Source organism: Asanoa sp. NPDC049475, from assembly GCF_040676915.1.
Classification (GTDB): Bacteria; Actinomycetota; Actinomycetes; order Mycobacteriales; family Micromonosporaceae; genus Asanoa.
Genome location: NZ_JBFAPY010000001.1, coordinates 893,000 through 913,703, shown reverse-complemented (window position 1 = coordinate 913,703; position 20,704 = coordinate 893,000). Strand labels below are relative to the sequence as shown.

The 20,704-nt window shown below is 71.6% G+C and carries 21 protein-coding genes; 10 read left to right on the top strand and 11 right to left on the bottom strand.

Annotated elements, in window-relative coordinates; all coding sequences use genetic code 11:
- The first annotated feature begins 55 nt into the window (after positions 1 to 55).
- The 3 genes from AB0J88_RS04335 to AB0J88_RS04325 all read left to right on the top strand — a co-directional run bounded on the left by AB0J88_RS04335 (position 56) and on the right by AB0J88_RS04325 (position 2,329).
- Positions 56 to 502: a hypothetical protein gene (locus AB0J88_RS04335; protein WP_364352111.1), complete on the top strand. Its 447-nt coding sequence runs from the start codon at positions 56 to 58 to the stop codon at positions 500 to 502.
- A gap of 452 nt (positions 503 to 954) precedes the next feature.
- Entirely contained in the window at positions 955 to 1,620 is a 666-nt protein-coding gene (locus AB0J88_RS04330; RefSeq protein WP_364357417.1) for a GntR family transcriptional regulator, read from the top strand.
- Positions 1,621 to 1,663: 43 nt separating this feature from the next.
- On the top strand, positions 1,664 to 2,329 hold the full coding sequence (locus AB0J88_RS04325) for a GntR family transcriptional regulator (protein ID WP_364357420.1): 666 nt from the start codon (positions 1,664 to 1,666) through the stop codon (positions 2,327 to 2,329).
- Between the two features lie 5 nt (positions 2,330 to 2,334).
- Here the strand turns inward: AB0J88_RS04325 and AB0J88_RS04320 are convergent, their stop codons facing one another.
- From AB0J88_RS04320 to AB0J88_RS04305, 4 genes are read right to left on the bottom strand one after another with little or no spacing between them, the layout of a single operon-like run.
- The gene (locus AB0J88_RS04320; protein ID WP_364357423.1) at positions 2,335 to 3,192 is read right to left on the bottom strand and encodes a potassium-transporting ATPase subunit C; all 858 of its coding nucleotides are present in this window, start codon (positions 3,190 to 3,192) and stop codon (positions 2,335 to 2,337) included.
- Positions 3,192 to 5,342 carry a potassium-transporting ATPase subunit KdpB gene (gene kdpB / locus AB0J88_RS04315; protein ID WP_364357426.1) on the bottom strand — a complete coding sequence of 717 codons (2,151 nt, stop codon included), beginning with the start codon at positions 5,340 to 5,342 and terminating at the stop codon, positions 3,192 to 3,194. The genes AB0J88_RS04320 and kdpB overlap by 1 nt, the downstream gene beginning before the upstream one ends.
- Positions 5,343 to 5,349: 7 nt before the next feature.
- Positions 5,350 to 7,005, bottom strand: coding sequence for a potassium-transporting ATPase subunit KdpA (kdpA, locus tag AB0J88_RS04310; protein ID WP_364357428.1), 1,656 nt, complete (start codon positions 7,003 to 7,005; stop codon positions 5,350 to 5,352).
- Positions 7,005 to 7,094 carry a potassium-transporting ATPase subunit F gene (locus AB0J88_RS04305; protein WP_364357430.1) on the bottom strand — a complete coding sequence of 30 codons (90 nt, stop codon included), beginning with the start codon at positions 7,092 to 7,094 and terminating at the stop codon, positions 7,005 to 7,007. Before AB0J88_RS04305 ends, kdpA begins: the two co-directional genes overlap by 1 nt.
- A 199-nt stretch (positions 7,095 to 7,293) precedes the next feature.
- Between AB0J88_RS04305 and AB0J88_RS04300 the strand changes: the two genes are divergently transcribed.
- Positions 7,294 to 7,905, top strand: coding sequence for a pyridoxamine 5'-phosphate oxidase family protein (locus tag AB0J88_RS04300; protein WP_364357432.1), 612 nt, complete (start codon positions 7,294 to 7,296; stop codon positions 7,903 to 7,905).
- On the opposite strand, the gene AB0J88_RS04295 is transcribed toward AB0J88_RS04300, so the two are convergent.
- The 4 genes from AB0J88_RS04295 to AB0J88_RS04280 form a co-directional block, all read right to left on the bottom strand.
- Positions 7,902 to 9,137, bottom strand: coding sequence for an alanine--tRNA ligase-related protein (locus tag AB0J88_RS04295; RefSeq protein ID WP_364357435.1), 1,236 nt, complete (start codon positions 9,135 to 9,137; stop codon positions 7,902 to 7,904). The genes AB0J88_RS04300 and AB0J88_RS04295 overlap by 4 nt on opposite strands.
- 218 nt (positions 9,138 to 9,355) lie before the next feature.
- Complete coding sequence (locus AB0J88_RS04290) at positions 9,356 to 10,084, bottom strand: aminotransferase class IV (protein WP_364357438.1); 729 nt, start codon at positions 10,082 to 10,084, stop codon at positions 9,356 to 9,358.
- 90 nt (positions 10,085 to 10,174) lie between these two features.
- Positions 10,175 to 11,167 (bottom strand): S1 family peptidase, encoded by a 993-nt coding sequence (locus AB0J88_RS04285; RefSeq protein ID WP_364357894.1) that lies wholly within the window; start codon positions 11,165 to 11,167, stop codon positions 10,175 to 10,177.
- A 203-nt stretch (positions 11,168 to 11,370) separates the two neighbouring features.
- The gene (locus AB0J88_RS04280; RefSeq protein WP_364357441.1) at positions 11,371 to 12,135 is read right to left on the bottom strand and encodes an enoyl-CoA hydratase/isomerase family protein; all 765 of its coding nucleotides are present in this window, start codon (positions 12,133 to 12,135) and stop codon (positions 11,371 to 11,373) included.
- A 27-nt stretch (positions 12,136 to 12,162) separates the two neighbouring features.
- Here AB0J88_RS04280 and AB0J88_RS04275 point away from each other — a divergent pair, with 27 nt between their 5' ends.
- Positions 12,163 to 12,678, top strand: coding sequence for a DinB family protein (locus tag AB0J88_RS04275; RefSeq protein WP_364357897.1), 516 nt, complete (start codon positions 12,163 to 12,165; stop codon positions 12,676 to 12,678).
- Here AB0J88_RS04275 and AB0J88_RS04270 read toward each other — a convergent pair.
- Entirely contained in the window at positions 12,665 to 13,618 is a 954-nt protein-coding gene (locus AB0J88_RS04270; protein WP_364357444.1) for a pirin family protein, read from the bottom strand. The two genes, AB0J88_RS04275 and AB0J88_RS04270, sit on opposite strands and share 14 nt — an antisense overlap.
- Positions 13,619 to 13,642: 24 nt before the next feature.
- Between AB0J88_RS04270 and AB0J88_RS04265 the strand changes: the two genes are divergently transcribed.
- The 3 genes from AB0J88_RS04265 to AB0J88_RS04255 are packed head-to-tail and all read left to right on the top strand — an operon-like array spanning position 13,643 to position 15,777.
- Entirely contained in the window at positions 13,643 to 14,383 is a 741-nt protein-coding gene (locus AB0J88_RS04265; protein ID WP_364357447.1) for an MBL fold metallo-hydrolase, read from the top strand.
- Between the two features lie 10 nt (positions 14,384 to 14,393).
- Entirely contained in the window at positions 14,394 to 15,032 is a 639-nt protein-coding gene (locus AB0J88_RS04260) for a DUF2461 domain-containing protein (protein ID WP_364357450.1), read from the top strand.
- Between the two features lie 10 nt (positions 15,033 to 15,042).
- A complete protein-coding gene (locus AB0J88_RS04255) occupies positions 15,043 to 15,777 on the top strand; it encodes a PIG-L deacetylase family protein (protein WP_364357453.1) in 735 nt (244 codons plus the stop codon).
- Here the strand turns inward: AB0J88_RS04255 and AB0J88_RS04250 are convergent.
- Together AB0J88_RS04250 and AB0J88_RS04245 are read right to left on the bottom strand one after the other, a co-directional pair.
- Positions 15,774 to 16,418 (bottom strand): response regulator transcription factor, encoded by a 645-nt coding sequence (locus tag AB0J88_RS04250; protein ID WP_364357456.1) that lies wholly within the window; start codon positions 16,416 to 16,418, stop codon positions 15,774 to 15,776. The two genes, AB0J88_RS04255 and AB0J88_RS04250, sit on opposite strands and share 4 nt — an antisense overlap.
- Positions 16,358 to 18,262: a sensor domain-containing protein gene (locus AB0J88_RS04245; protein ID WP_364357459.1), complete on the bottom strand. Its 1,905-nt coding sequence runs from the start codon at positions 18,260 to 18,262 to the stop codon at positions 16,358 to 16,360. Before AB0J88_RS04245 ends, AB0J88_RS04250 begins: the two co-directional genes overlap by 61 nt.
- A gap of 133 nt (positions 18,263 to 18,395) precedes the next feature.
- Between AB0J88_RS04245 and AB0J88_RS04240 the strand changes: the two genes are divergently transcribed.
- Complete coding sequence (locus AB0J88_RS04240; RefSeq protein WP_364357462.1) at positions 18,396 to 19,154, top strand: ABC transporter ATP-binding protein; 759 nt, start codon at positions 18,396 to 18,398, stop codon at positions 19,152 to 19,154.
- Complete coding sequence (locus tag AB0J88_RS04235) at positions 19,139 to 20,662, top strand: hypothetical protein (protein WP_364357465.1); 1,524 nt, start codon at positions 19,139 to 19,141, stop codon at positions 20,660 to 20,662. The genes AB0J88_RS04240 and AB0J88_RS04235 overlap by 16 nt, the downstream gene beginning before the upstream one ends.
- Positions 20,663 to 20,704 lie beyond the last annotated feature (42 nt).

Sequence of the window (20,704 nt, the reverse complement as noted above, 5' to 3'; positions counted from 1 at the left end):
AACCTATCGGGTGCGTTGTTGCATATATGTGGCAACAACCGCCAGGATGCAACACGTGACGATCGTCGAGGTGGTCGTGCTGTCGGCGTCATCCGGCATGCTGCGCTACCGCACGGTGTCGGATGCGCTGCCGGCCGGCGTACACCCGGACGATCTGGCCCTGCACCTGTCGGGCCTGACCCTGTGCACCCCCGGCGCGACGCTCCACTCGACGAGCTGGCGCTTCGCGTCGGAGTCGGTGGTCTTGACGTACGCGGCCCTGCCCGACCCTTCGCCGTCCGCGACGGTGCCGCTGTCACCCGACCGCATGGTCACGGGCCACGCGGCCCTGGCGCCATCGCCACCGTCGGTCGACACGGATGCGGTGGCCGCCCACGCCGCCCGCCACCTGGCCCTCCTGGCGGTCACCGACCCGGTGATCGCGGCCGCGGCAAGCACCCGGCCGGACCTGTGGGACCTCCTGACCAAACTCCCGACGGGCGTCGCCGGCGCCCTCCGCTGACCGACGTCACCGCACCGCGGCGGCGCCGCAGGCGACGGCAGATATCGCGACCGCCCAACGTCGGACACCCCGCGGCGATCGACCGCGCCCCGCTCGTCCAGGCCAAGATCCGCCGAAGGCGGCGCCGAGCCCGACCGCCGCACACCCGACCCAGGGCCGGCCCAGGCGCTTTGCTCTGCACCCATATACGCACCGCCTCGACGTCGAGGCGGTGCGTATATGGGTGCAGAGCAAAGCTCCACAGCGGACCCGGGCCACGCAAGCCAGTTACCGACATTGTGCGCAGCCATACACCAACGAACGGAAAGTGGCCTATTGGTATAACCTGCTTGGCAAATCGATGGTCACCACAGCCCCGCACCGTCGCGGGGCCCGGGTGACGAGAACGCACGGCAGCGGCAGATACTGCACAATGTATTGTGCCTGATGCCTCACCCCCGAAGGAGCAGGTCGTGGAGGCGCAGCTCATCCCCGGTGAACGGCGCACCGCTCACCAGATGGTCCGCGACTCACTCCGCAGGGCGATCCTCGACGGCACCCTTCCCGCGGGCTCCCGTCTGGTCCAGGCCGACATCGCCACCCGGTTGCGGGTCAGCACCACGCCCGTCCGTGAGGCGCTGCGGGACCTCGCGTCCGAGGGGCTCATCCGGCTCGACGCACACCGCGGCGCCGTCGTTCGGGAGACCAGCCTCGACGAGGTACGCGAGATCTACCTGATCCGCCGCCTGCTCGAGCCCGAGGCGGTCCGGGCGGCCGTCCAGGAGATGGTTCCTGACCAGCTCGCCATGCTGGAGCGGCTGCAGGCCGAGCTCGAGGAGACCCGCGAGCCCGGCCGCTGGGTCGCCCTCAACCGCGAGTTCCACCGCGTGCTCAACAGCACGTCCGGGCTGGACCGGCTCGCCGAGATTCTCAACGTCCTCGACGACAACGCCGCCGTCTACGTCAACATGGCCCTGCGCGCCACCGACGCCGATCATCTCGACAGCGGCAACCAGCACCACCAGCGGCTGCTCGAAGCGTGCCGGGACGGCGACGGCGAGCGCGCGGCGAAGCTCGTGCTCGAGCACCTCCAGCAGACCCTGACGACGGTGGAGCTGGCCGTCAGGTCCCTCCGGTAGTACACAATCGACCCTGCAATGTGCAGGTTGTAGGGTCTTCGATGTGCTTGACGGGCTCGACCTCGGGAGACTGGCGCCCGCGCCACACCGGCGGACCGCGCACGAGCTGGTCCGCGACACCCTACGCCGCGCGATCTTCAGCGGCCTGCTGACCGGCGGCACCCACCTTGGCCAGGCCGAGATCGCTACCCAGCTCGCGGTCAGCACCACCCCGGTCCGCGAGGCGCTGCGCGACCTGGCCGCCGACGGGCTGATCCGGATCGACCCGCACCGCGGCGCCGTCGTGCACGACCTGGACCATGACGACCTGCGCGAGATCTACGAGATCCGCTCGGCCCTCGAACCGCTGGCGATCCGGCGCGCGGCCCGGCACATCACGGCCGACGAACTGGCTGCGGCCGGCGACCTGCTGGACCGGATGGCCCGGGAGACGGACCCGGCCGCTTGGTTGGAGCTGAACTGGGCGTTCCACGCTCTGCTCGGTCGGGCGTCCCGCTCACCGCGCCTCTTCTCCCTGGTCACCAGCGCACAGGGCAGCACGGCCCGGTACGTCGGCGAGTCGATGAAATCCCACCCCGAGCGGCTCACCGAGGCCACCGCGGAACACCGCGCCCTGGTCGACGCCCTGGCCGGGCACGACGGCGACACCTGCGCGAAGCTGGTCACCGCCCACCTCCAGCACACGCTGGAACTGCTGCTCACGCCCTGAACGCCTCATCGCACCGGGAACTCCTCGTCGAGGGCGAGGTTGAGCCGCACCACGTTGACCCGCTTCGCGCCCATGAAGCCCAGCGAGCGCCCGGCGGTGTTGTCGTCGACCAGGCGCTGGATGGCCGCCTCGGTGGCACCCCGCTCCCGTGCGACCCGGGGCAGCTGCAGTTGGGCGTACGCCGGCGTGATGTGTGGGTCCAGCCCCGACCCGCTGGCCGTCACCGCGTCCGAGGGCACCGCCGGGTCTCGGGGCGCGGAGCCGCGTACGGGCGTCAGCACTCCCCCGCTGTAGTCCTCACCCGGCACCGCGGTCTCCACCGGCACGCCCTCGAAGGTCGCGATGAACGGCTGTGCCGGTCGCGTCTCGTTGACGCTGACCACCCGGGTCGCCGGGCCGGTCAGCCCGTCGCGCCGGAACACCCGCAGCACCGCGCCCACCCCGTCGGGAGTGCAGAACGGTCGCGCGCCCGAGACGCCGTTGAGCGCACCGACCGACAGGCTGCGGGTGCAGACCTGGGTGAGCAGCGACGGCTTGTCGGGGGCATCCTCGATGCTCTCCGGGCCGAGGTTGCTCGCGCCGCTCGCGGTCGGGTCGTAGCCGTCGCCGGCCGCCGACGGGCGACTCTGGAAGTACCGAGGTATCCCGTTGCCGTCCGCGTCCACGAAGCTCTGCCCGATCAGGCTGCTGCCGACGTCGCGCCCACCCGAGTCGACCAGCGAGCCCGTGGCCCGATGGTGCAGACCCGGGATGAGCCCGATCCCGACGAGCAGCAGGGGGTACGCGATGCCGAGCACGACCGTGAAGACCAGCACAGCCCGGAACGCCGCGATGTGCTGGCCGAGCCAGTTGGGTAGGCGCATCAGGAGATCCCCGGGATGAACTGCACGATCGCGATGTCGAGGACCTTGATGCCGGCGAACGGTGCGGCGATTCCGCCCAGGCCGTAGATCAGCAGGTTCCGGCCCAGTAACGACGACGCGCTGCTCGGGCGGTAGCGCACCCCGCGAAGGGCGAGCGGGATCAGCGCGACGATGACCAGCGCGTTGAAGATGATCGCCGAGGTGATCGCCGACTCCGGTGAGCTCAGCCGCATGATGTTGAGGCCGTCGAGGGTCGGGTAGACCACCGCGAACATGGCCGGGATGATCGCGAAGTACTTGGCGATGTCGTTGGCGATCGAGAACGTGGTCAGCGCGCCCCGGGTGATCAGGAGCTGCTTGCCGATCTCGACGATCTCGATCAGCTTCGTGGGGTCCGAGTCGAGATCCACCATGTTGCCGGCTTCCTTGGCCGCCGACGTGCCCGTGTTCATCGAGACGCCGACGTCGGCCTGCGCCAGGGCTGGAGCGTCGTTGGTGCCGTCGCCGGTCATCGCGACCAGCCGGCCACCTTCCTGCTCGCGACGGATCAGCGCCAGCTTGTCCTCGGGCTTGGCCTCGGCGAGGAAGTCGTCGACCCCCGCCTCCTCGGCGATCGCCCGCGCGGTCAGCGGGTTGTCGCCCGTGATCATGATCGTGCGAATGCCCATCCGCCGCATCGCGTCGAACCGCTGGCGCATGCCGGCCTTGACCACGTCCTTGAGGTGCACGACGCCGAGCGCCCGGGCCGGCTGCCCCGCGACGTGCTCCGCGACGACCAGCGGCGTGCCGCCGGTGGCCGAGATGCCGTCGACCACGCCACCGACCTCCTCGGTCGGGTGACCGCCGTTCTCCCGCACCCAGCGCATCACCGCCGCGGCCGCTCCCTTGCGGATCCGCCGGTCCGGGGTGGCGCCGTCGCCCGGCAGGTCCACGCCGGACATCCGGGTCTCGGCGGTGAAGGGCACGAACTCGGCGGAGGGTACGACGCCCTCGTCGCGCTCGCGCAGCCCGTGCCGGTTCTTCGCCAGCACCACGATCGACCGCCCCTCGGGGGTCTGGTCGGCCAGGCTGGACAGCTGTGCCGCGTCGGCCAGTTCGGAGGCCTCGACGCCGCCGACCGGAAGGAACTCGGTCGCCTGCCGGTTCCCGAGGGTGATCGTGCCGGTCTTGTCGAGCAGCAACGTGTTGACGTCGCCGGCGGCCTCGACCGCGCGCCCGGAGGTGGCGAGCACGTTGCGCTGCACCAGCCGGTCCATGCCGGCGATGCCGATCGCGGACAGCAGCGCCCCGATCGTGGTCGGGATCAGCGCGACCAGCAACGAGACCAGCACGATCCCGGTGACCCCGTGCTCGTTGATGGTCAACGTGTTGGGCGCGGCACCCTGGAACGCCTTAGAGAAGATCGCCACGGGCTGAAGCGTGATCACCGCGAGCAGGAAGATGATGCTGAGCGCGGCCAGCAGGATGTTGAGCGCGATCTCGTTGGGCGTCTTCTGCCGCGACGCGCCCTCGACGAGCCCGATCATGCGGTCGATGAAGCTCTCGCCGGGCTTCTGCGTGATCTTGACGACGATCCGGTCGGAGAGCACCCGGGTGCCACCGGTGACGGCACTGCGGTCGCCACCGGACTCGCGGATGACCGGCGCCGACTCACCGGTGATCGCTGACTCGTCGACGCTGGCCACGCCCTCGACCACGTCCCCGTCGCCGGGAATCACCTGCCCGGCCTCGACCACCACGACGTCGTTCTGCCGAAGCTCCACGGCGTCGACGGTCTCCTCGCGCGGCGCGCTCTGGCCGGGCGCCCAGTCGACCAGCCGCCGGGCGACGGTCTCCTGCCGGGCGCGTCTGAGGGTCGCGGCCTGCGCCTTGCCCCGCCCCTCGGCCACGGCCTCGGCCAGGTTCGCGAAAATCACGGTGAGCCAGAGCCAAACGGTGATGAGCCACGCGAACGTCGACGAGTCCTGAATGGACAGTGCGGTGGTGAACAGCGCCCCGAGCTCCACGATGAACATGACCGGGTTACGCCAGAGCGTCGCGGGGTTGAGCTTGCGAAGCGCGTCAGGCAACGACTTCCAGAGCTGCCGCGGGTCGAGCAACCCACCACCGATCTGCCGAGGTGCTTCGACCGAAGGAGCCACCGCTGTCATGGCCGCCTCACAGGCCTTCGGCCAGCGGGCCGAGGGCGAGGACCGGCAGGAAGGTCAGGGCGATCAGGACCACCACCACCCCCACCACCAGGCCGATGAACAGCGGACGGTGGGTCGGCAGCGTGCCGGCCGATGCCGGCACCGGGCGCTGGCGCGCGAGCGAGCCCGCCAGCGCGAGCACGAAGACCATCGGCAGGAAGCGGCCGATGACCATGCACAGGCCGGTCGCCGTGTCCCACCACTGGTCGTTGACCGTGATGCCCGCGAACGCTGAGCCGTTGTTGTTCGCCGCCGAGGTGAAGGCGTATAGCACCTCGGAGAAACCGTGCGGACCGACGTTGAGCATGGTTTCCCGGTTCTTGGTGGCCATCGCGACGGCCATGCCGATCAGCACCACCGCCGGCGTGATCAGGAAGTAGAGCGACGCGAACTTGATCTCGCGGGCGGAGATCTTCTTGCCCAGGTACTCCGGGGTGCGGCCGACCATCAACCCCGCCACGAACACCGTGATGACCGCCAGCATCAGGATCCCGTAGAGGCCCGATCCGACCCCACCCGGCGCCACCTCGCCCAGCATCATGTTGACCATTGGGACCATCCCGCCCAGGGCCGTGTACGAGTCCGGGAACGAGTTGACCGCCCCCGCAGAGGTGAGCGTCGTCGCCGCGACGAACGTGGCCGAGTCGGAGATCCCGAAGCGCACCTCCTTGCCCTCGAACGCCGCATCGACCGCGTGCGGCACCGTGCCGTTGTGCAGGAGCTCGAACGTGTTGACCAGGATCACGCTGGCCACCGCGAGCACGGCCATGACCGCGAGGATCGCGTGGCCCTGCCGCCTGTCGCCGACCATCCGGCCGAACACCCGGGGCATCGAGAACGGGATCAGCAGGATCAGGAAGATCTCGATCCAGTTGGTCCACGGCGTCGGGTTCTCGAACGGGTGCGCGCTGTTCGCGTTGTAGAAGCCTCCGCCGTTGGTGCCGAGCTCCTTGATCACCTCTTGGCTGGCCACCGGCCCGCCAGGGATGTGCTGGGTCCCGCCGGCCACTGTGCTGACATCCGTGCCCCCGGACAGGTTCTGGACCACACCCCCGGCGATCAGCACGATCGCACCCACCACGGCCACCGGGAGCAGCACCCGCAGGGTGATCCGGGTCAGGTCGACCCAGAAGTTGCCGAGCGCCTGGGTGCGGCTGCGGGCGAAGCCACGAACGAGCGCCACGGACACGGCGATGCCGACGGCCGCCGAGACGAAGTTCTGCACCGCGAGCCCGGACATCTGCACGAGATGGCCGAGCGTCGACTCACCCGCGTACGACTGCCAGTTGGTGTTGGTCACGAAGCTCGCGGCGGTGTTCCAGCCCTGGTGCGGTGACATCCCGGGGAGGCCGAGCGAGAGCGGCAGCTTGCTCTGGAGCCGGGTGAAGCCGTAGAGGAACAACAGGGACAACAGGGAGAAGGCGAACACGCTGCGGGCGTAGACCGGCCAGCTCTGCTCGCCCGCCGGGTTGACCCCCACGAGCCGGTAGACCAGCCGCTCGACGGCGGAGTGCCGGGTGCCGCTGACCACCCGGTAGAGGTAGTCGCCGAAGTAGCGGTACGCGAGCGCGACGAACAGCACCAGCGACAGCACGAAGAAGACGCCGGCGATGGTCGTCGACATCAGAAGCGCTCCGGGAAGATCAGCGCCAGCACCAGGAAGACGATCACCAGGAAGCCGATGACCAACCCCGCCAGGTTGATCGCGTTCATAGGCGTTCGACCTGGCGCACGATGATCGCCAGCGCGACGAACAGCGCGATCGTGATCAGGATGTATGCCGCGTCTTGCACCAGTGCCCCCAAATCGGCTGAAAACCTCCTCTCATATGAAACCGCTCAGAAACCGGTCGCGAGGGTCTTTGCCGCAATCGCATAGTGTCAGCGGCGGACTCGACCCATGGGGAGGGCGAATGACCACGGTGACGTCTCACGAAGAGCTGCGGGCGCTGCTCGGCCAGCCGGGCAAGCGCGTGCTCGAGAAGGACCGCAAGGAACTGCACCAGCGCGACCGCGACTGGCTCGCCGCCTCGCCGTTCGTGCTGGTGGCCACGTCCGGTGCCGACGGCACCTGCGACGTCTCGCCGAAGGGCGACCCGGCCGGCTTCGCGCTGGTGCTCGACGACACGACCATCGCGATACCGGAACGGCCCGGCAACAAGCGCGCCGACGGGTTCCACAACATCATCGACAACCCGCACGTCGGGCTGATCTTCATGATCCCCGGCCGTGACGACACGCTGCGGATCAACGGGCGGGCGACCATCGTGTCCGACGCGCCCTGGTTCGACGAGATGATCGTCAAGGGACACCGGCCGGCGTTCGCCGTGCGGGTCGAGATCGAACAGATCTTCTACCACTGCGCGAAGGCGTTCCTGCGCTCCGAGCTGTGGAAGCCGGAGACCTGGCAGCCCGACGTGCTCCCCCGCCGCGCCGTCCTGATCAAAGAAGTCGAGCGGCCGGCCGAGACCCTGGCGGAGCTCGACCGGCACTACGGCCCGGACTACGCGAAGAACATCTACTAGCGAGGCGGATGCGCGCGGCTGCGCTCGCGGTGCGACCGCATCAGCCGCTCGAACCCGTCGACGTCTACGGACACACCGGACTCCCGCGCGATCTCAACGGTGAGATCGACCGGGAAGCCGTACGTGTCGTGCAGCTTGAACACCGTCTCCCCGCGCAGAGGTCCCCGCGCGAGCTCCGTTTCGAGCAGCCGGTTGCCCGCCCGCAGCGTGCGCCGGAACGACCGCTCCTCGCGCTCGACCACCTCACGCGCCACGCCGCCCGGCACCTCCGTCACGCTGTCCGCGACCGGACCGAGCACCGGCTCGTCGACGCCGAGCAGCACGAGCCGGCGCACCGCGCGGCGCAACAGCCGTCGCACGACGTAGCCCCGACTCTCGTTGCCGGGCCGCACACCGGTCGTGATCAGCCGCACCGCCGTGCGCACGTGGTCGGTGACCAGCCGGTGCGCACCCGGCTCGTCGTCGCGGCCGGTCGCCTCGCGCACCGCGAGCAGCGTCGGCCGCACCACGTCGATCTCCTGGAGGTTGTCGACGCCCGACAGGACCATCGCCAGCCGGTCGCGGCCCAACCCGGTGTCGATGTGCCGGCCGGGCAGGTCGCCGAGGATCTCCTCGTCCGACTCGCCGCGCTGGTACTGCATGAACACCAGGTTCCACAGCTCGACGAAGCGCTCGCTGTCGACCGCCGGCCCGCCATCCCGACCGACCGACGGTCCCCGGTCGTAGAAGATCTCCGACGTCGGACCGCTCGGCCCGGGCACGCCCATGCTCCAGAAGTTGTCGTCGGGTCCGAGCCGCTGGATGCGCTCCGCGGGCACGCCGAGGCCGCGCCAGAGGTCGACGCTCTCCTCGTCGCCGCGCAGCACGGTGCACCAGAGGCGCTCCCGCTCCAGGCCGTAGCCGGACGTGAGCAGCTCCAGCGCGTACGCCATCGCCTCTCGCTTGAAATAGTCGGCGAACGCGAAGTTGCCGAGCATCTCGAAGGTGGTCGCGTGCCGGTCGGTCACGCCGATCTTCTCGATGTCGACGGTCCGCACGCACGGCTGCGCGGTGGTGATCCGCGGGTGCGGTGGCCGGCGCGCGCCGAGGAAGAAGGGCTTGAACTGGACCATGCCCGCGTTGGTGAACAGCAGGTCGTGCTCTTCGGGCACGAGCGGACCGGGCGGCAGCTCGAGATGGTCGAGGCCGCGGAAATAGTCGAGGAACCTGGAACGGATCTGCTCGGATCGCATGGGATTCGCCGTTTCGGTGACAGGCCGGCGCGCTCACGAGCCCAGGCATGGGCTCCTCACCGCGAAACGTCGCGAACGCGTGGGTCGGTCGAGCGGACACGTCGAGCCGGCGCCGAGGATCAGGCGAGGACGAAGCCCTCGACGATCGGCTCGACGCGGCTAGCTCGCCGCACACCTACGCGCATGTGTCAATGATGCCAGGCGCCGGCAACCCCGTTTCAGATCCGCTCCCACGGTACGGAGGCGAACAGCGCGTCGAGGCCGGCCAGCAGGGCCGGGTCCGGCAGGCAGGGGGTTTCGTCGATGGACCCGACCGCGGCGTGGCCGATCGAGTTGGCCACGAAGGCGCCACGGAACCCCTCGACGTCGGCCAGGGTGATCCGCTGCCGGGTGGTCGGGCGGTGCTGCTCGATCAGCCGCATCGCGGTGCCGTGCAGCCACGGCGGCGTCGGCCAGACCACGGCTCCGTCGGCGGTGAAGAAGCCGATGTTGGCCACCGACGTCTCGGAGATCTCCCCGTCGCCGGCCGTGAGCAGCGCGTCGTCGTAGCCGTCGACACGGACCCGGCGCGCCCACTCCGCTTGGGCGAACCCGCCGAGGTGCTTGAGGTGGGCGAACGGGCGCAGGTACGGCACGGACCGCAGGCGCAGCGGGCCGGCCATCGGCGCAGTGGGCGGCGCGACCGACACCGCCACCTTGCCGGGCTCGCGCACGACGACCCGGACGGCGGCGTCCGCGTCGCCGGCCAGCGCGTGCCGCAGCAGGTCACGGACGCGATCCGGGTCGAGCGGCTCGCCGAACAGCTCCTGGTTGGCGGCGTCGAGGCGCTCGAGATGGTTGGCCAGGCCCTGCACACCGACCCCGCGTACCTGCATCGCGGTGAAGTGGCCGTAGGTGGTGGCCAACTCCGCGGCGGCCGCCGGACGGCCGTTCACCTCGATGCGCACCCGTACATGGTCGCGCGACGGCCCCCGGCTCGGGGTCCGGGGGCCGTCGGGGTCCGCGAGAGGTGCGGACTCAGGGGGAGGGTTAGGCGACTACCAGACCGAGACGCCGTAGGCGTTCAGGGCCTCGACGACCGGCTGGAAGTAGGTCGTGCCGCCGGTGGAGCAGTTGCCGCTGCCGCCGGAGGTCAGGCCCAGGGCGGAGGTGCCACGGTAGAGCGGGCCGCCGCTGTCGCCCGGCTCGGCGCAGACGCTGGTGCGGATCATGCCGGTGACCGTGCCCTGCGGGTAGCGGACGGTCGAGTTGAGGCCGAGCACCTGGCCACTGCGGGTGCCGGTGGTGCTGCCACGGCGGTTGACCGTCTCACCCACGCTGGGGTTGCGGGCGCTGGTGATGTCCTGGCCGCCGACCGTGCCGGAGATCGTGACCGACGTGGTGGTGTAGCGGACGATGCCGTAGTCGTTGCCCGGGAAGCTGGTGCCCGCGCGGGTGCCGAGGGTCTGGCTGCCGTTGGTCCACGTCGAGCCGGCGTTGGTGCAGTGGCCCGCGGTCAGGAAGTAGTTGGTCGAGCCGGACCGCACGTTGAAGCCGAGCGAGCAGCGGGAGCCGCTGGTGTAGATGGCGTCGCCGCCGGAGATGTTCAGGCTCAGCTTGCCGGGCATGGTCTCGATCCGGGCACCGCCATTGCTGGCGCTCACCCCGCTGCGGATGGCGGCGAGCTTGGCGCCGGTGACGGTGCTGTCGACCTCGACCACGACCTGGTTGGTGACCGGGTCGACGGACCAGGCGGTGCCGACCACGCCCTTGTCCAGGCGGGCGGTGAGGCTGGCCAGGTCGGCCGCGCTGCGCTTGACGATGCGGGCCTGGCCGCCGGCGGCCTTGACCTTCGCCGCGGCCGCGGCGTTGGTGACCGTGACGACGGTGGCGCCGGACGAGTCGACGTAGGTGCCGGCGGAGCTGTCGGAGCCGAGCGACTCGGCCAGAGTGGCGGCGGCGTCCATGGCCAGCGGGGTGGGCGCCGCTTGAGCCGGGGACACACCGATGAGTGCTCCCGCCACCAGGGTCGTGGCCGTGGCGGAGAGCATGACGCGTCGGGTGATACTCACTGATCCTCCCGGGGGATGTGGACCGGCCGGTCGGCCGATCCGGAGGCATCGATCTGTCGACATATTTCCAGTCGAATAGACGGCCGTCAACGCTCAGTGGGCGACCGTTCCTGACCATTAGGTCGACGTCATATCACCGGGATAATGGAACTTGCCATTGGCGAAAATGAATGCACTCAGCGTCACGGGTGCCAGGAGAAATTGGGCCGGCGGCGTTCGAGGAACGCAGCGGCCCCCTCCGCGACGTCACCGGCGCGCAGCATCTCGGCCTGCCAGTGCGCGTCGCGCGGGGCCGACGGGCGACCGGCCACCGCGAGGTCGATCGTCTCCTTGGCCGCCGCGATCGACAGCCGGGACCGCTCGGCGATCGTGTCGACCAACCGGGAGACATGTGCGTCCAACTCGTCGGCCGGCACCACCTCGTCGACGAGACCGATCGCGGCGGCACGGAAGGCGTCGATCTGATCAGCGGTGAACAGCAGCCATTTCGCGCGCGCCGGGCCGACGAGGCCGAGCAGCCGGCGCGTGGTCGGCCCGGGATAGACGATGCCGAGCCGGGCCGGCGGCACCGCGAACCGCGCGTCCTCCGCCGCGATCCGCAGGTCGCAGGCGACCGCGAGTTGGCAGCCGCCGCCGACGCAGTGGCCCCGTACCCGGGCGATGGTCGGCATCGGGAACGCCGCGAGCCGCTCCTCCGCCCGGGTCGGCGGGCTGTCCGCGCCGACCAGGTCGCCGACACCCGTGAGGTCCGCGCCCGCGCTGAACGTGTCGCCGACTCCGGTGAGCACCAGGGCACGCACCCCGGGGTCGGCGGCGGCCTCGTCCAGCAGGTCCGGGAGGCGGCGCCACATGGCGGGGGTCAACGCGTTGCGGCGGCGGGGGTTGCCGATGGTGATCGTGGCGGTGTGTCCGGTGACGGCGAGCTCGACCGTGCCTTCGTCTTTCACGGGCCGACGCTAGCCAACGCGGGCATGATGGTGCGGGTGGACATCAACGAGCTGTTGGCCGACGCCTTCGGCCGGTTGCCCGGCCTGGTCCGCGGCGCGGTCGCCGGGCTCGACGCCGAGCAGCTGCGCCGGCCGCCCGCCCCGGGTGCCAACACGGTCGGTTGGCTGGTCTGGCACCTCACCCGGATCCAGGACGACCATGTCGCCGACCTGATCGGCGACGACCAGATCTGGGAGACCGGGCCGTGGGCGCCACGGTTCGAGCTGACCCCCGACCCCGGCGACACGGGGTACGCGCACGGCCCCGACGAGGTCCTCGGCGTCCGCCCGGCCAGCGGCAAGGTCCTGGTCGACTACTACACAGCGGTCCACGACCGCACGATGGCGATGATCCGCGCAGTCTCGCCGGAGGACCTCGACCGGATCGTCGACCGGTCCTGGAACCCGCCGGTGACGATGGGGGTGCGGCTGGTCAGCGTGCTCAACGACGACCTGCAACACGTCGGCCAGGCCGCCTACGTCCGAGGGATCATTCTCCGCTGAGGGTATTGCCGGCGCGGTCCCGGACCTTCAGCTTCGTCGTCGGCAACGCGGGCGCGGGAAGCGCCTCGCCGGCATAGCCACGGACCACGCCGAACCGGTCTCCGCTCGCCCACTCCTCGCGGGCCTGACGGATCTCGGCGTCGGTGCGGGCGACGAAGTTCCACCACATCACCAGCGGCTCCACGAACGGCTCGCCGCCCAGCAGGAACAGCCGCGCCCCGTCGGTGCTGCGGATGTTGGTGGTGGTGCGCTCCTCGCCGAGGTAGAGCAGCCCCCCGGGGGTGAGCTCGGCACCGTCGACCTCGGCCGCGCCGTCGAGCGCGAGCAGCCCGTACTCGAAGTCGCGGCGCAACGCCAGCTCCAGGCTCGCGCCCGCGTCGAACAGGAGCTCGGCGCCGAGCAGCGGGGTGTGCACGCGGGCCGGCGAGCGCAGGGCGGCCAGCTCACCGACGACGACCGTGGTGGTCACCCCGGCCGTGCTCTCCGAGGGCAGGTCCGCGTGGTGCTCGAACCGGGCCGGCTGGTGCCGCGCGTCGTCCGGGAGCGCGACCCAGAGCTGCAGGCCGTGCATCACCGGCGGGTGCGGGGCCGGCGACTCCTCGGAGTGCGAGATGCCGTGGCCGGAGGTCATCAGGTTGAGCTGACCGGGCCGGATCGTCTGGAGGCTGCCCAGGCTGTCGCGGTGCAGCACCTCGCCGGCCACCAGCCAGGTGACGGTCTGCAGACCGGTGTGCGGGTGCGGCGGCACCTGCATGCCGGGACGGCCGACCACGTCGTCGGGGCCGAACTGGTCGACGAAGCACCACGCGCCGATCATCCGGCGCGGTCGTTGCGGCAACAGCCGCCGCACGGTCGTGTAACGCCCCAACGGCACGTCGTGCCCGGGCAACAACACGCTGGCGGGAAGTCCGGCCAGCGTCACGGCGCCGTCAGTGCTCACCCGTCCGAGGGTAGCCTCCCGCGGGTGAGGCTCACCGTGCTCGGCGCCCGCGGCGCTTTCCCAGAGGCGAACGACGCCTGCAGTGGCTTCCTGGTCGAACACGACGGCTTCCGGCTGCTCCTGGACGCCGGTTATGCGACCTTTCCGCGCCTCCTCGCCGTCTGCACCGCGGCCGACGTCGACGCCGTGTTCGTCACCCACGGCCACCCGGACCACTGCGTCGACCTCAACCCCCTGTTGCGTGCCCGCTCGCTGGCCGACGACCCGCCGCCCCCGCTGCCCGTGTACGCGCCTCCGGGCGCCCTGGACGCGGTGCTCGCCCTGGACCGGCCGGGGATGCTGGACTACGCGCTGACCCCGGTCGGCGACGGTGACCGACTGCGCCTCGGGCCGTTCACTGTGGACGTTCGCGCGCTGCCGCACTTCGTGCCGAACAACGGCGTCCGGGTCTCCGCCGGCGGTATGGCGCTCGCCTACCAGGGTGACAGCGGGCCGACTCCCGACCTGGCCGCCCTTGCCGGCGATGCCGACCTGCTGCTCGCCGAGGCGTCGTACCCGGAGGCCGTGCCCGACGCGAGCGCCGGGCGGCTGAGCAGCGCGCTCGACGCCGCCGCGGCGGCGACCTCGGCGGGAGTGGGTCGCCTGCTGCTCACGCACCTGTTCCCGGGCCTGACGGAGGCGATCGCGGTCGGAGCGGCCCGTTCGGCGTACGCCGGACCGGTCGAGACCGCCCAGGGCGGCCGGCACTGGGACCTCAGCGGATAAGGTCGACTCCGTGGCGTTCCGCGGCTGGCCCAGCGAGGCACTGGAGTTCTACGAAGGGCTCGAGGCCGACAACTCGAAGACCTACTGGACGGAGCACAAGTCCGTCTACGAGGAGCAGGTGCGCGCACCCATGCAGGCGCTGCTCGACGAGCTCGAGCCCGAGTTCGGCCCGGGCCGGATCTTCCGGCCGTACCGGGACGTGCGGTTCAGCGCCGACAAGTCGCCCTACAAGACCGCGATCGCGGCAACGCTGGAGCGCGGCGGCTACATCCACCTCTCGGCCGCGGGGCTGGCCTCCGGCAGCGGCATGTACCACATGGAGCGCGACCAGCTCGCCCGCTACCGCGCCGCGGTGGACGACGACGCCACGGGTCCGCGGTTGGCGGCCCTCGTCGAGGAGGCGGCGGCCGACGGCGTCCGGATCCACGGGCACGAGCGGCTCAAACGCGTCCCGCGTGGCTTCGCCGCCGACCACCCGCGGGCCGAGCTCCTGCAGTACAAGGGCGTCGTCGCCTGGAAGGAATGGCCGGTCGCACCCTGGCTGGGCACCGCCGCGGCCAAGCGCCGGGTGACGGACTTCCTGCGTGCCTCCGCTCCCCTCAACCAGTGGCTGGCCACCTACGTCGGCCCGAGCATCCCCGACCGATAGGAGCCGTTCCGTGTCCGACATCGCGCCGTACGAGTCGCTGTCCGAAGACTGGCAGCGGGCGCTGGCCGTCGTCGCCCACCCCGACGACCTCGAGTTCGGCTCGGCAGCGGCGGTGGCCCGCTGGACCGCGCAGGGCAAGCACGTCGTCTACTGCCTGGTCACCAGCGGCGAGGCCGGCATCGACGGTCTGTCCCCCGACGAGACCAGGGTGGTCCGCGAGGCCGAGCAGCGCGCGTCCGCCGGCGTGGTCGGCGTGTCCGAGGTCGAGTTCCTGGGCCTGCCGGACGGCATCCTGGAATACGGGGTGGCACTGCGTCGGGAGATCACCGCCGTGGTCCGGAGGCACCGCCCGGACATCGTCATCACCAACAACTTCCGCGACACGTGGGACGGCGCCGACGCGCTCAACCAGGCCGACCACATCGCGACCGGGCGGGCGACGCTCGACGCGGTACGCGACGCCGGCAACCGCTGGATCTTCCCGGAGCAGGGGCTCGAACCCTGGAACAAGGTCCGCCAGGTCTGGGCGGCCGGCTCACCGAACGGTCGGCACGCGGTCGACATCACCGGCACGTTCGACCGGGGGCTGGAGTCGCTGGAGGCGCACGAGGCCTACCTGCGCGGGCTCGGCGAGGGCGCCTTCGACCCCGAGGAGTTCCTCGAGGGCATCGGCCGCGCGTCCGGCACCCGGCTGGGCACGCGCTACGCCGCGCCGTTCGAGGTCTTCACGATCAACCTCTTCTAGCGGGCGCCGTCCAGGTACGCGAGGACGGCCAGCACCCGGCGGTTGTCGTCGTCGGACGCCGTCAGGCCGAGCTTGCCGAAGATGTTCGCGGTGTGCTTGCCCACCGCGCTCTCGCTCAGGAAGAGCCGCTGGCCGATCGCCGCATTGGAGCGGCCCTCGGCCATCAGCTCGAGCACCTCGCGTTCGCGCGGGGTGAGCCTGCCGACGTTGTGGTCGCCGCGGGCGAACAGCTTCGCGATGACGTCCGGGTCCATCGCGGTGCCGCCGGCGGCCACCCGGCGCACCGCGTCGACGAACTGGTCGGCGTTGAACACCCGGTCCTTGAGCAGGTAGCCCACTCCCCCGGTGCCGTCGGCCAGCAACTCCCGGGCGTAGAGCCGCTCCACGTGCTGCGAGAGCACCAGCACGGGCAGGCCGGGCACCTCGCGGCGGGCGACCAGCGCCGCCTGGAGGCCCTCGTCGGTCTGCGTCGGTGGCAGCCGCACGTCGACGACGGCGACGTCGGGCCGCTCGGCCAGCAACGCCCGCAACAGGTCAGGCCCGTTGTCGACGGCGGCGACGATCTCGAACCCGTGCGCGGTCAGCAGCTGCTTGAGGCCTTCCCGGAGGAGGTAGAGGTCCTCGGCGAGGACAACGCGCACGGCACCTCCAGCGTCACGGCGGTCGGCCCGCCGGCCGGGCTGACCACCCGGACAGTACCGTCGAACGCCGCCAGCCGGTGTCGCATGCCCCGCAGCCCGCTGCCGAGCGCGGGGTCGGCACCGCCGAGGCCGTCGTCGACGACCTCCACGCGCAGCACGCCGTCGACGTACCCGAAGACGATCGAGACGTGCGACGCGACCGCGTGCTTGGCCGTGTTGACCAGCGCCTCGCTGACCGCGAAGTAGACGGCGGCCTCGACCGGCTCGGCAGCCCGCCCGGTCAACTCGGTGGACACCGTGACCGGCACCGGGCTGTCCAGCGCCAACGCGCGAACCGCCTCCACCAGGCCGCGTTCCGCGAGCACGGGCGGGCGTACGCCCCGGACCAGGTCCCGGAGCTCGGCCAGCGCCCGAGCGGTGCTCTCCCGCGCGTCCGCCACCAACCGCCGGGCCGCCGCCGGGTCGGTGTCGATCAGGGCCTCGACCGCGCCGAGCGCCAGCCCGACGGCGACCAGCCGGCCCTGCGCTCCGTCGTGCAGGTCGCGCTCGATCCGCCGCAGCTCCGCCGCCTGCGCCGAGGTCGCGTCGTCCCGGCTCACGGTGAGCTGCTCGACCCGCAACGCCAGCCGGGCCTTGGCGGTCGGCGCGAGCAGCACCGCCGTCCACCGGCCGTGCAGGCGCAGTGCGGTGGGTGCGAACACCGCGCCCCCGACCACCAACGCCAGGCCGAGCAGCAGGGCCAACACCGGCCGGTCGGCGAGGAAAGCCAAATGTGGCGGGTCCTCCAGCCGCAGCAGCCGGGCCAGCGCCGGGATGGTGAGGCCGACGAAGCCGTATCCGACGGCTCCGGCCGACGCGGCGACCAACGCGCCACCGACCAGCGGGTCGGCGAACGTCCACAAGAGGTCACGCCAGGTCGCCGGATCGTGCCAGACCCAGTCCAGCCGCTGGAAGAACCGGGTCCAGCCCTTCGACTTGTAGAGCTGGTCGCCCACCGCGTAGAGGCCGTCGGGGCGTTGGCTCGGCAGCGTGGGCTCCGGTCGGTAGGGCGTCTGGATCGGCGTCGCCGACCACTGTCGCGCGAGCCGGCGACGGGTGGCGGCGAACTGCCGGTTCACCATCGCGAACTCCGGCAGCGCACCGACGATGCCGACGCTGAACAGCGCGAGAGAGACCACCGAGAGCACCGCCAGCGCGACGCTGACCAGGGTGAGGCCGCCCAGCGCCAGCAGTTGGACCACCGTCACGAAACGCTTGCCCAGCCACACCTTGACCGAGCTGAACTCGGTCAGCGGTGGCGCCAGCATCCGCCGCGTCCAGGCGTCGTGCGTACGCACCGCCACCGGCGCGACCGCGGCACCGCCGGCCATCATGACCAGCCCGAGCGGGATCCACCACGGCCCCGCCCCGGTGGCCACCGCCAGCCCGCCGACCACCAGTGCGGCCGGCCCGAACCCGAGCACGCCGCCGACCACCGGGTTGGTCAGCATCCAGCCGACGTCGCGCCAGGTCGCCGGGTCGCCCAGCGCCCAGTCCAGGTAGCCGAACTGCCGGGGCCAAAACGGCGACCGGTAGAGCCGCCGGTCGTGCCGGTAGCGCCCGTCGGCCTCCGGCTCCGGCGGGCCGGGCCGCGCCCGGTAGGGCCGGGGGATGTCGCCGCACGTCCGGCGGACCGCGTCGGCCACCCGGCGCATCGCGACCACCGGCCACGGCACCAGGAAGACCAGGCCCAACCCGAAGCCGGGCAACAAAGTCACGAGGTGCGCGACCAGCAGCACGGCCGACGCGACGGCGTAGCAGCCCCGCAGCAGGCCGGCGGCCAGGGCGCGCAGTCCGCGAGTCATGGGCTCAGTCTCGCCGAACGGCGCCCGCCGGGGCAGTGTGGTCAGGCGCCGTCCAGCGGGGTGTAGCCAGCCCCACCCCGGTCGGCGGCTGGACGCATTCCGGCCGCCCGCCGGAGTTTCTAGCGTTTCTGGCATGACGACGAACGCCCTCCGGCTGGCCGGACTGACCAAGCACTTCGGCGAGAAGGTCGCGGTCGACGCGATCGACCTGACGGTCCCGGCCGGCTCGTTCTTCGGTCTGGTGGGGCCGAACGGCGCCGGCAAGACCACCGCGCTGTCGATGGCGGTCGGGCTGCTGCGCCCCGACGCCGGCACGGCCCAGATCTTCGGCACCGACGTCTGGCGGCAGCCGACGCGGGCCAAGCGACTGGTCGGCGTGCTGCCGGACGGCCTGGCGATGACCGAGCGGCTGACAGGACGGGAGATGCTGACGTACCTCGGCCACCTGCACGGTCTGCCCGCCGACACCGTCGCGAGCCGCGTCGACGAGCTCCTCACGGTGCTCGACCTGGCCCAGGCCGAGCGGACGCTGATCCTGGGCTACTCGGCCGGCATGCGGAAGAAGATCGCATTGGCCAGCGCGCTGCTCGGTGGACCGCGGCTGCTGGTCCTCGACGAGCCGTTCGAGGCCGTCGACCCGGTGTCCGCGCTGACCATCCGGTCGATCCTGCGCCGGTTCGTCGCCGGCGGCGGGTCCGTGGTGCTCTCCAGCCACGTGATGCCGCTGGTCGAGCAGCTCTGCGACACGGTCGCGGTGATGCACGAGGGCCGGGTGGTCGCGGCCGGGCCGATCGACGAGGTGCGCGGCGGCCGCTCGCTCGACGAGGCCTTCATCGACCTGGTCGGCGCTGACGTCGCGGAGGAGAAGGAGCTGTCGTGGTTGGCGTCCTGATCCGTATGAAGTGGACCATCCTGCGGAACTCGTTGACCGGCACCAGGGCCGCGACGACGATCACCGGCGTGGTCGCCGGGCTGGCCGCCGCCGGGTGCACCCTCTGGTTGACCGTCTCGGCCGGACCCGACCGGGCCGGCGGCGCGCTGTTGCTGACGCTGGCGTCCTGGCTGCTCGGCTGGATCGTCGGCCCGATGATGGGCGGCAGCGACCCCGGTCTGCGCCGCGACCACCTGCGACACGTGCCGCTGAGCGACCGGCGGCTCGCGGCCGGCCTGCTGGGCGCCGCGCTGGTCGGGGTCGGCCCGGCTGTCACCCTGGTCGCCGGCACGTCGCTGATCTGGTACGCCCTGCGCCTCGACCTGGCCGCCGTGCCGGTGGCGCTGCCGGTGCTGCCGCTGTTCGTACTCCTGCTGATCGCACTCTCCAATGTGGTCGTCGCGTCCGTCGGGCGGGTGCTGAACAGCCGGCTGAGCGCGGCGTTGATGGCCGTGCCGTGGGGCGCGCTGGTGTGCCTCGGCGCGCAGGGCTGGGTCATCATCGCGGCCATCACCGGTGGCCCGGAGACGGCGCTGCCCGCGTTCATCGCCGACAAGCTGCGACTGGCGCCCTCGGGCTGGCCCGTGGTCGCGATCGAGGCCGCCGCCCGCGGCGACTGGGCGCTGGTGGCCGCGGCGGTCGCGGGCCTGGTGGGGTGCATCGCGCTAGCACTCGGTGCCTGGGCGTCGCTCCTGCACCGCCCGGTCAACCCGACGGTGATCCGAGGCGCACGCTGGCGGGGCTGGCGCCCGGCCACCGCGGCGGCCGCCGTGCGCGGCAAGGAGCTCCGCACCTGGGGCCGCGACCTGATCCGGATCCATTTCCTGTCGTTCGCGCTGGTGTACGTGCTGACCTACGTCCTGCTGCCCCTGCTCATCAACGTGACGGACTACCTGCCGATGGCGGGCGTCTTCTTCGTGGCGTTCACCGCCGCCAACTGCGCCCACCTGCACAGCTCCGACGGCACCGCGCTGTGGCAGACGCTGCTCGCGCCGGGTGCGGAGCGGGCCGACATCCGTGGCCGGCAACGGGCCTGGCTCCTGCTCGTGGCACCACCGGCGGTCGCGATGACGGCGGCCGGCGCGATCTGGCACGGCAAGGCGGACATGCTGGCCTGGGCCGTCGGCCTGCTGCCCCTGGTGCTCGGCGCCGGTGCCGGCCTGCTGGTCCTGATCTCGGTCTTCCTGCCCGTGCGCGTCGCCGACCCGCACAAGCGCGGCAGCAACCCGGGATCCGACGGCGCGGGCTTCTCCGGCATCGTCTGGTTGGCGCTGATCGCCCAGGCGGTGCTGGCCGCACCGTCGCTGACCCTGCTGATCACCGGCACGGTGCGGGACGACGAGCTGCTCCGCTGGGCTGCCGCACCGGTCAGCCTGGTGCTCGGCGTCGTCCTGTTCTGGGGACTGGGCCGGCTCGCGATCGGCCGACTGGCCAACCGCGGGCCGGAACTGCTGGCCAAGCTGGGCTGAGACGACGGCAGGGACCCTTACCGACGCCCGAGGCGTTGACAA